The sequence below is a fragment of the uncultured Senegalimassilia sp. genome, from assembly GCF_902464545.1.
Taxonomy (GTDB): domain Bacteria; phylum Actinomycetota; class Coriobacteriia; order Coriobacteriales; family Eggerthellaceae; genus Senegalimassilia.
The window spans coordinates 28,930-44,086 of record NZ_CABQJR010000020.1; the positions used below are offsets into that span (position 1 = coordinate 28,930).

Consider the following 15,157-nt stretch of genomic DNA (forward strand, 5'->3'; position numbering starts at 1 on the left):
CATGGAACTACGTGGGGACCCTAACGGCGGACAAGTGCGTGCAGCTGTAGGCGGTGGCGCAGCTTGCGCGGTTGGTACAACTGAAGACCTTGCGGCGGACGGTGATGCGGCAAGAGGCGCCGAAGAGGCGCTGACGTTGCGGCTGTGCGCGCTGACCAGCGAGTTTTATCGAGCGAACGCGGAATCGTTCTCGCAAACGCGGCAGTCGCCATGGCAGGGCTGGGTGCGTTTGCTCGAGGTTATGGACGCGGCAGGCGGGCGAACGGGTTGCGAACCTGGGGCTTTGCATGCTGCGGATGGGGCGGTTGAAGGCTCTGTCCGTCGCGATACGCGTGCTGCAGACGACGAGGGTTGCGGGAAGTCATGTGCTGTTGCCGATGTTGGCGCAAGCGGGCAGGAACCGCTGCGTGTGCTCGACCTGGCTTGCGGCAATCTGCGTTTCGAGCGATATTTGGCGGACGCCTTGCCTGGCAGGATGCTGTCGGGTTGGGCGGTGGACAATTGCGATCCTCTGGTGGAGGCGGGGGAGCGGGACGGGTTTGGGCCCTTGTCTCGAATGAGCTTCCAGAATCTTGACGCGATCGAGCGGCTTTCCGCCGGTTGCCTTCGGGAGGCGCTTGAGGCGCCGGATGCGTCGTGCGATTTGGCGGTGTCGTTCGGGTTCATGCATCATGTGCCGTTGGAGCGCTGGCGTGTGGAGCTGTTGCGCGCGCTTATCGCGAAGGTGCGCCCGGGCGGGTTCGTGGCCGTGAGCTTCTGGAGATTCCTCAATAGCGACAAGCTGGCGCGCAAGGCGCAGGAGACTACGAGCCGTGCGCTCGATGAGCTGGGGCTTCCCGAGCTGCCACCGAACGATTATCTGTTGGGTTGGCAGGACACGCAGGGGTTGTACCGCTATTGCCATCATTTCGACGAGCAGGAAATCGAGCGGCTGCTGGTGGCGGTGGCGGATTCGGCGGAGCTTGTTAGCCGCTTCGAGGCAGATGGCAAGACGGGCAACTTGAACGAATACGTGGTTATGCGCGTAAAGTAAGGGGCGGCTGCCATGCGAACCGTTCGCAGGCAATCGCCCTTTTTCGTATCTATATTCGGCTATGCAAGCAGCTTCTTGCCTGCGCCGGAGATCACCGCTGATCGCGCGACCAGGTACGTGGACGCCAAGTAGATTGCGTACACCGCGACTACTAGCGCGATACCGACGGCAAGCGTGCCGGAAACCGCCCCCGTGCCCCAAAACGACAGCAGGTTCTTGTACAGAAGGCTGATCGCGCATGCGGAATGACAGCCTGCAACCAGGAGCGGAGCCACGAAATAGATGCCGATCTGCGTGCGCAGGCTTCGCAGCACCATGCTCCTGTCGCATCCCAGTTGAGCCAGCAGGCGATAGCGAGGGATGCCGTCTGCCACCTCGGAGAGCTGCTGGACGGAAAGGACCGCCGCGGTGGTCATGAGGAAGATGAATCCAACGTAAAGCGCCAGGTAGACCAACAGAAGTTTAAGCCCCATGCTATCGGCGATAATGCCCTCGCTCGTGTCGTAATAGGACACCGGCCATGGGCGGGAGTCGTACGTCCAGCCAGCCTCGGCAAGCTCTTCGCTCGGGGGAACGGCCTTGCCGTATTCAGCCATCAGATCTTTCATGGCCTGTTCTTTCGAGTCACTGGCAAGGTTGACGTTCAGCTCGCTCAAATACGGCAGATCGCCTGCGGCGAACCTGTCGGCCGCCAATTCGTCGGGAACAACCAGTACGGCGATCAAGCAGCTCATGTTGCTTACCTGGAGCGATTGCGAAACAACCTGTCCGGATGCGGTCAGCTTATGGCCGTCGACGGTGATGGTGCGCCCTTTCTGGCCTAGGGCCTTCGCGTAGTCGGCGGATTTATCGACCGTGTTGTCGACCAGGTACTCGTTGGAAGCAAGTTCGATGGGCTTTTCGCCTGCAAGCTGACGTGCGGCATTGAACTGCGACAACGGTACATACTGCACACCCTCGTCGGCCATGCTGGAGTTCTCGTCGGAGCCGATTTGGGCAAGCGTGAAGCCGCACGCATCGACAAGCTGCTTGTTCGTCAAATCGGTCGCAAGCCACGTGTCAACCTGAGCCGAGCCCGTCACGCGTTCGCCCCAATCAGGGATGAGCGACTTGAAATACGCAGCGGTTGAGCCGCCGTTCGCCTGCCATAGGCTGTGGATCTCATCGTGCTGGGCTTCGGCTTCCATAATCGCGGCTGCCTTCTCGTCTTCCCCGCCGTACTGCTCGGCCGGCACTGCTTCCATCTCGGAAACGTCGAGCGACATCAGGCTCGCGCGGATGGATGCGTCGAACTGGGTGTTCTCCTCAAGCTGGTCGGAGAACAGCGACGCCAGGCTGAAGCCCGTGGAGAATACGACGATGCTGAAGAGCAGAAGGACGCTCACCACCCACAGCGATACGAACGCGGTGTTCACCTTCGCGGCGATTTGGCGCATGGTGAACATGGCCAGTCCCTTGAAGTAGACGCTGCGCAGGCGCTGAATCAGCAGGATGAAGAACCCCGAGGCCGACCAGAACAGGCCCAGCGTGCCAACGAGCATCAGCGCGGTTGCGATGCGGAAGTGCTCGCCGAAGTACACGAGGCCGTCAAGGTTGAGCTCGGCATACGCCTTCGCCAACACCAGGCACGACAGCACGAACACGACGAGGCAGACGATGGGGTTGCGCATGGGCGTGCGCTCGTTGCGGGAGCCGGCCGAAAGCAGCGTGACAAGCTTGCAGCGCGAGATCTGCACGGCGTTGAACAGGGCGACCACGGCGAAGATGAGCGCGAAGCACCCCAGCGTCAGCTGTGCGGAGCGGACGCTGAACAGCAGATGGTAGTCGCTGATGGCCACGCCGATGAGCCCCGCCGTGGCGAAGGCGATCGCCTGCGAGATCAAGAAGCCGAGCCCAAGGCCGACCACTAGCGCGATAACGCCGACGATCAGCGTTTCCGTCAGGACCACCGAGGAAACCTGGCGCGGGCTCATGCCCAGTAGCAGGTACGTGCCGAATTCCTTCTTCCGCGCGCGAACTACGAACCGGTTGGCGTACAGGACCAGAAATCCCAAAACCACGGCGACAACGATGCTGAAATAGGTCATGACCTGCGCGAGGATGTCGAAAATGCTTGCGCCCGACGCCAGGAACACGTTCGCGGCGCCTTCCTGCGCCTCGAACAGCACGCGGGAATCCTCGATGGCATTGAAGGCGTAGAACACCGCCACGCCCAAGGTCAGGGTTACGAAATACACGGCGTAGTCGCGCATGCTGCGGCGCACGTTGCGCAAGGCAAGTTTCATCAACATGATGGCCACCGCCTAGTTGCGCGGCGCGTCAGCGTGCGAGGGCGCGAAGCCGACCGCGGGGGAGTCGCCTTGCTTGCCGGAAAGGAACGCCTGGACTTCAAGGATGCGCTGGTAGAAATCGGTTCGGGCGTCATCGCCGCGGCGCAGCTCGTTGAACAGCTTGCCGTCCTTGATGAACAGGATGCGGTCGGCGTAGGAGGCGGCGACTGCATCGTGCGTGACCATCATGATGGTGGCGTGCAGCTTCGCGTTCAGCACTTCGAGGGTTTCAAGGAGGACGGCGGCGTTGCGCGAATCGAGCGCGCCGGTGGGCTCGTCGGCAAGGACCAGCTTCGGATCGGCGACGATGGCACGCGCCGCGGCGACGCGCTGGCGCTGGCCGCCCGACATCTGGCGCGGGTATTTCTGCAGGACGTCCGTTACGCCCAGCATGTTCGCGGTGCTGTCGACCTTTGTGCGGACGGCATCGGCCTTCTCGCCCTTGATGGTAAGGGCCAGGGCGATGTTCTCGAAACCGGTCAGAGTGTCCAGCAGGTTCGCGTCCTGGAAGATGAAGCCCAGGTCATCGCGGCGGAACTTGGAGAGCTGACGGCTGCGCAGCTGCGTGATGTCGAGCCCGTTTAGGATGATGTTCCCGCTGGTCACGGTGTCGATGGTGGAGATGCAGTTCAAAAGCGTGCTCTTGCCCGAGCCCGATGGACCCATCACGCCGACGAACTCGCCCTTGCAGATATCGAACGACACGTCGTCGAGCGCGCGTGTGATGGCCTCGCGCGAGCCGTAGACTTTCCGAACATCGCGCACGGAAAGCAGGACGTTGCGGCTGTCGGGCCGGCCTGCGTTCGCAATGCCTGCCGGTGGGGTTGCGGTAACTATGGTCATGGGGGATTCCTTTCTCTTTGATTCGGCATATCCCCATGATGCGGCGCTTGCGAAAACGGAGCCATCGAAGGGCCTTACCGCAATCTTACGGTTTTGTAAGGTTAGCTGCCAAGTCCATGCGCGTGCGGTCGAGGGGGAAGGTCAGCGCGACGGTGGCACCCGTGCCCTCTTCTGAGGAAATGCGCAGGCCAAGGCCCATTCTTTCGCAGGCCACGGCGGCCAGGTGCAGCCCCATGCCCGTGGCCTTGTGATGCGTGCGGCCCCTGCTTCCCGTGAAGCCGCGGTCGAACACGCGCGGCACATCGGCGGCAGGGATGCCGTCGCCGTCGTCGCCGATCGCCAGCTCGATGCAGCCGTCTTTCGTGCCCGCGTCCTTCACTGTGCTCTCGAACCGGACGGTCTTCGCGCCGTACTTCGCCGAGTTCTCCAGAACCTGGCCGATGATGAAGTCGGTCCATTTCGCGTCGGCGAGCACCTTGAGTTCGTCGTCGACGGCGAACTCGAGAGAGACCTGCGCGCCGATGAGCGTGCGGGACCGTTGGCGGCACGCCTTGCGCGCGAGGGCCGCGAGGTTGAGCTCCTCGATGGAGAAGTCCTCGCTCAGCGTTGCCGAGCGTGCGTAGTAAAGCGCCTGCTCAACGCGTGATTCGATGCGGTCGAGGTCGCCGCGCACCTTGTTGATTTCCGGCCCGTGAAGGCTCGACAGCGCAAGCTGCGCCGACGCGATGGGCGTTTTGGTCTCGTGGACCCACAGCTCGATGTAGTCGCGGTACTCCTTCATGTCGCGGGAACGGGCGGCAAGCTCGTCGGAGGCGGCTTTGCCCTGCACGGCGAGCGCGCGGTAGGCGATGGAACCTTCGAGCGTGCGCGGCTCGTCCAGGATCGACGAGAGGTAGCGCGCGTTTTCGGGCGAGTCGCAGAACAGGTTCAGCTGCTGGTAGAACTCTCGATCGCGCAAAAAACCGGCTGCAAGCGCAGCGCAGGCGAATGCTGCTTCGCAGAAGGAAACGAGCGCGATTGCCGAAGCGTTCGAGCCGGTGACGGCCATGATGCCCGCAACGACGGCTATCAGGGAAACCGCGCCGAACGCGAACCCGGCGTGCGAGCGGAGGTACGCGCCGAAGGAGTAGGCGCGCTCCGGGCGGTCGGCGCGGCCGTCGGCGGCGGGTTGCGCGGGCGCGGGGGTGCGCGGCGGGATGGCGGGCGGGTTGGATGCTGCATCCGGCGTGCGGTTTTCCCAGATCGAGGCGCTCATCGGATCACGTAGCCCAGGCCGCGGCGGGTGGTGATGAAGCCGTCGGGCACGCCCGCGGATTGCAGGCTGCGGCGCAGGCGGTTCACGTTCACCGTGAGCGTGTTGTCGTCGACGAACGCGTCGGTTTGCCACAGCTCGTCCATCAGCTCGCTGCGCGAGATGATGGAGCCGGCGTTCTCCATGAGGATGCGCAAGATCAGAAGCTCGTTGCGCGAGAGCTCGATGGTTTTGCCGCGATATGAGACCTCGGCCCGCACGGGGTCGAGCGAAACGCCGGCGTGCTCAAGCCTGCCGCGCGCCGGGTCGGCGGAGCCGCTGCGCGCGAGCGCGCGATCGATGCGGGCGAGCAGCACGGCGGGGCGATAGGGCTTGACCACGTAGTCGTCCGCGCCGACATTCATGCTCATGACCTCGTCGAACTCGCTGTCGGAGGAGGTCAGCACGATGACGGGGACGTTGCTTTCCTGGCGGATGGAGCGGCAGATCTCGTGGCCGTACGCGCCGGGGAGCGAAAGGTCGAGCAGGATGCAATCGGGGCGAGCCGCCAGGGCTTCGACCGCGGCGTTCACAAACGACTCGCAGCAAAGGCATTCGTGCCCTTTAAGTTTGAGCATGCGCACAAGATTTTCCCGCAAGGAGGCATCGTCCTCGACAATGAACAATCGCGCCATCGGTCCCCTTCCACATCAAACGGATGAGCCGATGATAACGCAACGCCGCGGCTTGCCGGCGTTTCGTCACAGGCCTGACGCTTTGGGGACGTAGCATTATAGGTCAGGGTGCGGTTGCCTCTCAGGTGCCGTTTCCCCTTCCGCTTGCGGCATTGGCCGGAACGTGGTCGGCCGCGCCGGCGGGTTAGCCTATGCTTATGCGCATAAGAGGCTTGCGAAAGCAACGACGGCGTGAAAGGAACCCTCATGGGAATGAATATCGTATGTCTGGACCTGGAAGGCGTGCTGGCACCGGAGATCTGGGTCGCGTTCGCGGAGAAGGCCGGTATCCCCGACCTGATGCGCACCACGCGCGATGAGCCCGACTACGACAAGCTCATGCAGTTCCGCCTGGACGTGCTGCGCCGCCATGGCATGGGCCTGCCGCAGATTCAGGAAGTCATCGCCGACATCCAGCCCGTGCCCGGCGCCAAGGAGTTCCTGGACGATCTGCGCGCGCAAACCCAGGTGATCATCATCAGCGACACGTTCGAGCAGTTCGCCCAGCCCATCATGGAGAAGCTCGGCTGGCCGACCATCTTCTGCAACACGCTGGAGGTTGCCGATGACGGCACCATCACCGGCTATCGCATGCGCTGCGATCAGACGAAGCTGACCACGGTCCGCGCGCTGCATTCTTGCGGCTTCGAGACCATCGCCTCGGGCGACAGCTACAACGACCTGGGCATGATCAAGGCGTCGAAGGCCGGTTTCCTGTTCCGCAGCACCGTCACCATCAAGGCCGAGCATCCGGAGATCCCCGCGTACGAGACCTTCGAGGACCTGTCGCGCGCCATCAAGGCCGCGCTGTAAGGCGGGTTTTGCGCGGAAGAGGCGCGGGCCGTTCGGGCGGTTTCGGACGGATAGTGCTACGTCCCCGAAGTGTCCGGCTGACGGATTTTGGGGTTTTTAAGGCCGTCGCTTGGAACGTTTGCCTTGGTGGCTTGCGTTTCGGCGGCGGCCTTTTTTCGCTTTACGGCGTGTGTTTGTTCGGAGGGTTAACAAGACCGAAACCTGAACCTTCGCCTTATGCCATAGGATACTGCGCAAGTATCAAAACACTAGGAGTACGATGGGGCGGCTTATACCATTGCCGTCCCCATACAAGCGTTGCGAGCCTGCATAAGCAGGCGAAACGGGGGAGAAATGACGAGATTGTCCATTGCGCCCGCTTCGGCGGACGACGCCCGCATCGGCGGGTTCCTGGACCGGCAGAAACGTCGCGTCGACGCCATGCCGCCGGGCATGTGTCCTCTGGCGCAGCAGCTGACGCTGCTCGAGGAGGGCGCGCTGCAAACGTGCGGCAAATGCGTACCGTGCCGCGACGGCCTGCCCCAGTTGGCGGGCATGCTGCGCCATCTGGTGGATTGCAAGGCAGACGCCGCCGAGGTCGAGCGCATGCGCGCGCTGGCCGAGATGGTGCGCGACACGTCCGATTGCGCCATCGGCTACGAGTCGGCGAACGCCCTGCTGGAGGGTCTGGACGCCTTCGCCGCCGAGGTCGAAAGCCATGTGAGCAAGCACGAATGCCAGCGCAGCGTGGGCCAGTCGGTGCCGTGCGAGACGTTCTGCCCGGCGCACGTGAACGTGCCCGCCTACATCGCGCTGGTGGCGCAGGGCGATTATGCCGGCGCCGTGCAGATGATCCGCAAGGACAACCCGTTCCCCACCGCGTGCGGCCTGGTATGCGAGCACCCGTGCGAGCAGCGGTGCCGCCGCACGCTCATCGACGCGCCGCTCAACATCCGCGGCATCAAGGAGTTCGCCTGCGAGCACGCGCGCGCCGACCAGGTGCCCGTGCCGCAGCGCCTGCCCGAAACCGGCCGCCGCGTGGCGGTCGTGGGCGGCGGCCCGTCCGGTTTGACCTGCGCGTACTTCGCCGCCTTGATGGGCCACGACGTTGACGTGTTCGAAGAGCGCAAGCAGCTGGGTGGCATGATCCGCTACGGCATCCCCGCGTACCGCTTCCCGCGCGAGCGCTTGGACGAGGACATCCGCGGCATCCTGGCCGTGGGCGGCATCACCGTACATACCGAAAGCCCCGTGGACGCCGCGCGCATGGCGCAGCTTTCCGCGGATTACGATGCCGTGTACGTGGCCATCGGCGCGCAAACCGGCAAGGGCCTGCGCATCGACGGCACGGATGCCGAGGGCGTATTTTCCGCCGTTGACCTGCTCGGACGCATCGGCGATGGCGATTACCCCGACTTCACGGGCAAGAAGGTGGCCGTCATCGGCGGCGGCAACGTTGCCATGGACTGCTGCCGCACGGCGGTGCGCGCCGGCGCCGAGGAGGTGTCGGTGGTGTATCGCCGCCGCATCTCGGACATGACGGCGCTGCCGGCCGAGATCGAGTCGGCCATCGCCGAGGGCGTGGAGATGATCACGCTGCAGGCGCCGGCCGCCATCGAGAAGGACGAACAGGGCCGCTGCTGTGCGCTGCTGACGAATCCGCAGATGATCGGCCCGGTCAAGCGCGGTCGCCCCGCGCCCGTGGCCGCCGACAAGCCGCAGATGCGCATCCCCGCCGACATCATCTTGATCGCCGTGGGCCAGAACATCGTGTCCGCGCCGTTCGAGGAGTTCGGCATGGCGGCCGAATGGGGCGAGTTCAAGGCCGACGAGCAGCTGCACGCGCAGATGGACGCCGAGGCGATTGCCGCCCGCGGCGCCGACGCCTCCGCGGGTGCGAACGTGTTCGTGGGCGGCGACTGCCAAACCGGCCCGGCGTCGGCCATCAAGGCCATCGCCGCCGGCAAGGTGGCCGCGCGTAACATCGATCATATGCTGGGCTTCAACCACACGCTCGACTGCGGCGTGGCGGTTCCGCCGGCCCAGCCCAACGACCGCGCGGCGTACGGCCGCGTGGAGGTGCTCGAGCGCCCCGCGCGCGAGCGCAAGAACGATTTCGATGCCGTCGAGGTTCCCATGAGCACGGAGGAGGCCATGCAAGAATGCGGCCGCTGCCTGCGCTGCGACCACTTCGGCGCCGGCGCCTGCGAAGGGGGGCGTATCCAGTATGCTTAACATCACCATCGACGGCCGCGCGCTCGAGGCGCGCGAGGGCCAGACCGTTTTGGAAGTCGCCCGCGAGGCCGGCATCCACATCCCCACGCTGTGCTACCTGGCTGAGCGCAGCGCCATCGGATCGTGCCGCGTGTGCGTGGTCGACGTCGAGGGGCAGGACGCCCCCGTGCCCGCGTGCACCACGCGCGTGGTCGACGGCATGCAGGTGCAGACGGCCACCGAGTGCGTGCTGAAGTATCGCCGCATGGCCGTTGACCTGCTGATCTCCAACCACGGCCTCGATTCGACCGACTACTGCTTCAGCTGCGTGAAGAACGGCGCCTGCGAGCTGCAGGCCGTGGCGCGCGAGGTGGGCGTTTCGCACCCCACCTTCCCCGTTGCGCAAACGCGCAAGCCGGTGTTGGATTCCAACCCGTTTTTGCGCTTCGACCCCAACCTGTGCATCGCCTGCCAGCGCTGCGTGGGCGCGTGCAACAACGCGGCCGGCAACCATGTGCTGCAAACCGGCAAGCGCGGCGTGCGCACCACCATCCGCGCGCCGTTCGGGCCGAACTGGGACGCCACCATCTGCGAGAGCTGCGGCAACTGCGCGCAGGCGTGCCCGACGGGCGCCCTGGTGGAGAAGCGCCGCGGGCTGTACCGCGAATGGGACACCCATACCGTTCGCACCACCTGCCCGCACTGCGGCGTGGGCTGCCAGCTGGACCTGGTGGTGAAGGGCGACCAGATCGTGGACGTGCAGGCAGCCGACGGCCCGTCCAACGACGGCCTGCTGTGCGTGAAGGGCCGTTCCGGCAGCTTCGACTTCGTGAACTCCCCTGACCGCATCACCACCCCGCTGGTGAAAAACCCCGAGACCGGAGAGTTCGAGCCGGCCGATTGGGATACGGCGCTCGACCTGGTGGCGCGTAGGTTTGCCGAGCTCAAGGAGGAGCATGGCGGCGAGAGCATCGCGGCGTTCGCGTGCTCGCGTTCCACCAACGAGGATATCTATCTCTTCCAGAAGATGGCGAGGTGCGCATTCGACAGCCCCAATGTCGATAACTGCGCACGTGTTTGACACGCCCCTACCGTTGCCGGTCTGGCAACTACACTTGGTTCGGGCGCAATGACGAACTCCATCAAGGATGTGTGCGAGGATTCGCAGGTCATCCTGCTGGTGGGCAGCAATCCGGAAGAGGCGCACCCGGTCATGGGCATGCGCCTGCGACAGGCGGTCGAGCGTGGCGCGAAGCTGATCGTGGTGGACCCGCGCGAGATCGGGCTGGCGAAGAAGGCCGATATCCACCTGAAGCTGCGTCCCGGCACGAACGTGGCGTTCGCGAACGGCATGGTGAACGTGCTGATACAGAAGGGCCTGGTGGACCGCGAGTTCGTGGAAAGCCGCACCGAGGGCTTCGACGAACTTGCCGCCATGGTGGCCGACTACACCCCCGAGCGCGTGGCCGAGATCTGCGGCATCGATGCGCGTGACCTGGAGGCGGCCGCCGAGATGTACGCGACGGCCGAGCGCGCCCCTATCGTCTACTGCCTAGGCGTGGTGGAGCACTCCACGGGCACCGAGGGCGTTATGGCGCTGTCGAACCTGGCGCTGGCCGCGGGCAAGCTGGGCCGTCCCGGCTGCGGCATCAACCCGCTGCGCGGCCAGAACAACGTGCAGGGCGCGTGCGACATGGGCGCGGGCCCGGCGGACTTCACGGGCTATCAGAAGGTGGCCAACCCCGAGATGCGCGCGAAGTTCGAGGCCGCATGGGGCGTCGAGTTGAACCAGGCCGCGGGCCTGAAGGCCACCGAGTGCTTCCCCGCCATGATCGACGGGCGCATCCGCGGCCTGTTCCTGTTCGGCGAGGACCCGGTGCGCACCGACCCGGACACCGGCCACGTCATCCGCGCGCTGGAGTCGCTGGACTTCTTCGTGTGCGAGGAGCTGTTCATGACGGAGACGGCGAAGTATGCCGACGTCATCCTGCCTGGTCGCAGCTATGCGGAGAAGGAGGGAACGTTCACCAACACCGAGCGTCGCGTGCAGCGCGTGCGCAAAGCGGTGGACGGTCCGGCGGGCGCGCGTCTGGACACCGAGGTGTTCGCCGACATCATGCGCCGCATGGGGTATGACCAGCCGACGCTCACGGGCGCGCAGCTCATGGACGAGGTGGCAAGCCTGACGCCGTCGTACGCGGGCATCAGCCATGCGCGTCTGGACTCCGCCGCCGTGGCGGGCCAGGGTCTGCAGTGGCCGTGCACGGGTCCGGATCATCCGGGCACGCGCATCATGCACGAGGGGAAGTTCTCGCGCGGCATGGGCGGATACTCGCTGGCGCAGTACCGTCCGTCGGCCGAGCAGCCTGATGATGAGTTCCCGCTCGTCATGATGACCGGCCGCGTGCTCGCGCAGTACAACGCGCAGGCCATGACGGGCCGCACCGATGGGCTCAACCAGATCGACGGCACGTCGTTCATCGAGATCAACGATGTGGACGCCGCTGCCGCGGGCATCGCCGACGGCGATCGCGTGCGTGTGAGCAGCCGCCGCGGCGTCATCGAGAGCTGGGCGCGCGTGTCGGGCAAGACCAACCCCGGCGAGGTGTGGATGCCGTTCCACTTCCAGGACGGCAACGCCAACTGGCTGACCAACGCCGCGCTCGACAACATCTCGGCCACGCCGGAGTACAAGGTGTGCGCCGTGAGGGTGGAAAAGGCGTAAGGGATAGAGCGAGATCGAGCGAGGGGCGCCGCTTGGCGGCGACCTCGCAACCAAGGGGCGCCGGCCGCGGATGCTGCCGGCGCTTTTTTGCGTTCGCGAGGGGCGCTGTGCTGGATTGCGGCTGGTTACATCGGGTTGGTTGTGGGTCCGGCTACGTGGTTGGTTGCGGGTTTGGTCTCGGTGTGGGCGCCCGTGCCAGCCATTTCAGGGATTCGCGGGTTCGAGGGCTTGGTTGCGCGTATCTCGGGGTACAGTAGCGGAATCGGAACTTGCTTAATGGATTCGCGGATCGTTTAGGGGAAGGGGCGCATATGAAACGGGTTTTGGTGATTGCGACGGGCGGGACCATCGCGTCGGCCGAGGAAGGCAGCGGCCTAGCGCCGGCGTTGACCGGCGAGCAGTTGGTGGCGTTCGTGCCTGAGGTGGCGCAGGTTTGCCATGTCGAGGTGGCGCAGGTCATGAACGTGGATAGCACGAACATGCGCCCGGAGGGATGGCTGACCATCGCGGGCGAGGTGCGTCGGAGCTACGACGACTTCGACGGGTTCGTGGTCCTTCACGGCACCGATACACTGGCGTACACGGCGGCGGGGCTGTCGTACCTGGTGCAGGGTAGCCCGAAGCCCATCGTTCTGACCGGCTCGCAGCTGCCCATGGGCGACCCTGGAACCGACGGCAAGCGCAATCTGCTCGATGCCGTGCGTGTGGCCTGCGATGATGTCGCCGTGGGCGTGATGGTGGCGTTCGGGGGCAAGGTGATCTCGGGGACGGCGGCGCGTAAGGTGCGCACCCGCAGCTTCGAGGCCTTCGACAGCTTGAACGTTCCCGACTTGGGGCGCGTGCGCGACGGACGGGTTGAATGGGCTGATGGGGTTTGCGGGCGGATATGCGGGGCGGCAAGGGCCTGCGCCGCGGAGGAGGTTGGCGGTGCGCCTTCGACCGTGCGCTTCTACGATGCGCTCAACCCGCGGGTGGCGGTGCTCAAGCTTACGCCGGGCATGGACGCGCTGGTCGTCGACGCGCTGCGCCCCGCGTGCGATGCGCTGGTGGTGGAGGCCTTCGGGCTGGGAGGCATCCCGGAGTACGATGGCATCACCGAAACGCTGCTCGCATGGGTGGATGTCGGGAAAACGCTGGTCATGACCACGCAGTGCCCGTACGAGGGCGCCGACTTGAGCGTGTACGAGGTGGGTCGCGCGTTCTGCGACCGCCCGGGCGTGCTCATGGGCGGCAGCGCTACCACCGAGGCGCTGTTGGCGAAGACCATGTGGGCGCTTGCGCAAGCGGCCGACCCCGACGGCGTCGTGGACCGCGAGCAGCTGGCGGAACTGTTCGCCAGCTGCTAAGGGCGAGGGGATAGCCTAGAATCTCATCTCAGTCTGAAATTGCAAATACTCGTCCTTAAAAGTGTGATACATCACATTTTAAGGACGAGATCGCAAGGAAGGCGCATACGCATACGTGAAAAGAGACGGGAGAACGTGTCGCTTTTCGCGATTGGGGTTTCGGCGCTGTGGCGATAGGCGCGGCGTTGCAAGATGGCCCGTTGGCCTGCGTGGGGCAGGCCAACGGGCCGTTGTCGATCTCGGGGCGTTTTGCGGGGTTCGTCGCGATGGTCGCCCGGCGCTTTCGCTCTATTCGCAGGAAAATGCAGTTTACGATGATTCCTATTTTCAAAAAAATGCTGTTTTATGCGATTCCTATTTGCGGAAAAGTGCAGAATTAGGCTGATGCTATTTCCCGATTCGTGCGATAATCGATGCATTCTATTTTCCAATTCATGCGGTGGAGGTTGTCCGTGTTGCGACGAAAAGTTACAAAACAGCTGGTCAACTGGAAAAATCACTCGAAAAAGGCCTTGCTTGTCACTGGTGCACGCCAAATTGGGAAAAGTTATGCAATCCGTGAATTCGGAACAGCGGAATACGCGTGCTACTTCGAGGTGAATCTTCTGCTCGACAAAACCGCAAGGGAAGCGCTGATCGGTGCCGAAAACGCAATGGACTTCATCAATCGCGTCGCTTTGCTGTCCGATCGTCCGCTTGTCGAGGGCAAAACGCTGATTTTTATCGACGAGATTCAGGAATATCCGGAAATCGTCACGCTCATGAAGGCGCTTACAGAAGATGGGCGCTATTCGTTCGTATTTTCAGGCTCCATGCTGGGTACCGAGTTCAAAGGGATCTCGTCGTTTCCAGTGGGTTACATCGAACAGCTGGTCATGCGTCCTATGGACTTCGAGGAGTTTTGCTGGGCCGTGGGCGTTGAGCAGCGATTTCTGGATCAAGTCAGGCAGTGCTTGCGCGAGCGAAAGCCGGTGGAAGGATATCTTCACGACATCATGATGCGAAACTATCGCGCATATATCGTGGCAGGCGGCATGCCCGAGGTGGTACAGAAGTACGTGGGTTCGGGCTATTCGCTTGCGGAAACGCGTGCGATGCAGACGTTGCTTGTGCGGCAATACGCGCAAGACATCGGCAAATATGCAGGTAATCGCGCTTTCGAGGTCCGTGCGATTTTCGACCAGATCCCCGTGCAGCTTGAAGGGGCAGCGCATCGGTTCAAGCTGTCGTCGCTACGCGATGCGGCACGTATGGAGTCGTTCCATCACGATTTTCTGTGGCTGGTGAACGCCGGGGTCGGTTTGCAGGTGCTGCAAACCACCGAAGCGCGATGCCCGTTGAAGCGCACGGAGCAGGCATCGAAGTTCAAATTATACGAATCGGATACGGGCATGCTCGTATCGCGCTATCCGCAAAGCACGGCGCGGTCGATTTATCTTGACATGAAAGACCCTAACCTTGGCGGCGTGTACGAGAACGTGGTTGCGCAGGAGCTGACGGCTTTGGGCATTCCTTTATGGTATTACCAGTCCGAACAGGCTGGTGAAGTGGACTTTCTTATAGAGGGGAGAAGCGGGAAGGTCGTTCCCGTCGAGGTGAAATCAGGTAAGAAGGTCCGGGCGCATGCGGCGCTGAATCATCTTCTGGACATTCGGGGTTATAAGATTCCAGAAGCGGTGGTGTTGTCTCGCAACAACCTTTCGCAGGAAGGGCGGGTCACGTACGCTCCGCTGTACATGACGTTTTGCCTGGATGAGTTGACGGAGGAAAGTGCGGGAGATTTCTCGTTTGCTCCGGCATTGCCGTAGAGAGGCAGTCGAACAAGTTGGGGAAATGGGTGCCGGCGATAGGCGCGGCGTTGCAAGATGGCCCGTTGGCCTGCGTGGGGCAGGCCAACGGGCCGTTGTCG

The 15,157-nt window shown here is 63.7% G+C and carries 10 protein-coding genes; 6 read left to right on the forward strand and 4 right to left on the reverse strand.

What is annotated here, in order from left to right; translation table 11 throughout:
* Nucleotide 1 precedes the first annotated feature (1 nt).
* Entirely contained in the window at nt 2–1,033 is a 1,032-nt protein-coding gene (locus tag RDW26_RS06680) for a class I SAM-dependent methyltransferase (protein WP_307982990.1), read from the forward strand.
* A gap of 59 nt (nt 1,034–1,092) precedes the next feature.
* Here the strand turns inward: RDW26_RS06680 and RDW26_RS06685 are convergent, their stop codons facing one another.
* The 4 genes from RDW26_RS06685 to RDW26_RS06700 form a co-directional block, all read right to left on the reverse strand.
* Complete coding sequence (locus tag RDW26_RS06685) at nt 1,093–3,324, reverse strand: ABC transporter permease (protein WP_307982991.1); 2,232 nt, start codon at nt 3,322–3,324, stop codon at nt 1,093–1,095.
* Between the two features lie 12 nt (nt 3,325–3,336).
* Complete coding sequence (locus RDW26_RS06690) at nt 3,337–4,206, reverse strand: ABC transporter ATP-binding protein (protein ID WP_307982992.1); 870 nt, start codon at nt 4,204–4,206, stop codon at nt 3,337–3,339.
* Nucleotides 4,207–4,291: 85 nt separating this feature from the next.
* Entirely contained in the window at nt 4,292–5,461 is a 1,170-nt protein-coding gene (locus tag RDW26_RS06695; protein ID WP_307982993.1) for a sensor histidine kinase, read from the reverse strand.
* The gene (locus RDW26_RS06700) at nt 5,458–6,132 is read right to left on the reverse strand and encodes a response regulator transcription factor (protein ID WP_307982994.1); all 675 of its coding nucleotides are present in this window, start codon (nt 6,130–6,132) and stop codon (nt 5,458–5,460) included. The genes RDW26_RS06695 and RDW26_RS06700 overlap by 4 nt, the downstream gene beginning before the upstream one ends.
* Nucleotides 6,133–6,378: 246 nt before the next feature.
* Between RDW26_RS06700 and thrH the strand changes: the two genes are divergently transcribed.
* From thrH to RDW26_RS06725, 5 genes are all read left to right on the forward strand, one after another.
* Nucleotides 6,379–6,984: a bifunctional phosphoserine phosphatase/homoserine phosphotransferase ThrH gene (gene thrH / locus RDW26_RS06705; protein ID WP_281624902.1), complete on the forward strand. Its 606-nt coding sequence runs from the start codon at nt 6,379–6,381 to the stop codon at nt 6,982–6,984.
* Between the two features lie 333 nt (nt 6,985–7,317).
* A complete protein-coding gene (locus tag RDW26_RS06710; RefSeq protein ID WP_307982995.1) occupies nt 7,318–9,198 on the forward strand; it encodes an NAD(P)-binding protein in 1,881 nt (626 codons plus the stop codon).
* Nucleotides 9,191–11,902 carry a formate dehydrogenase subunit alpha gene (fdhF, locus tag RDW26_RS06715; protein ID WP_307982996.1) on the forward strand — a complete coding sequence of 904 codons (2,712 nt, stop codon included), beginning with the start codon at nt 9,191–9,193 and terminating at the stop codon, nt 11,900–11,902. Before RDW26_RS06710 ends, fdhF begins: the two co-directional genes overlap by 8 nt.
* A gap of 311 nt (nt 11,903–12,213) precedes the next feature.
* The gene (locus RDW26_RS06720; RefSeq protein ID WP_307982997.1) at nt 12,214–13,248 is read left to right on the forward strand and encodes an asparaginase; all 1,035 of its coding nucleotides are present in this window, start codon (nt 12,214–12,216) and stop codon (nt 13,246–13,248) included.
* A 452-nt stretch (nt 13,249–13,700) separates the two neighbouring features.
* Nucleotides 13,701–15,056, forward strand: a complete 1,356-nt coding sequence (locus RDW26_RS06725; RefSeq protein ID WP_307982998.1) for an ATP-binding protein — start codon at nt 13,701–13,703, stop codon at nt 15,054–15,056.
* Nucleotides 15,057–15,157: the final 101 nt, after the last annotated feature.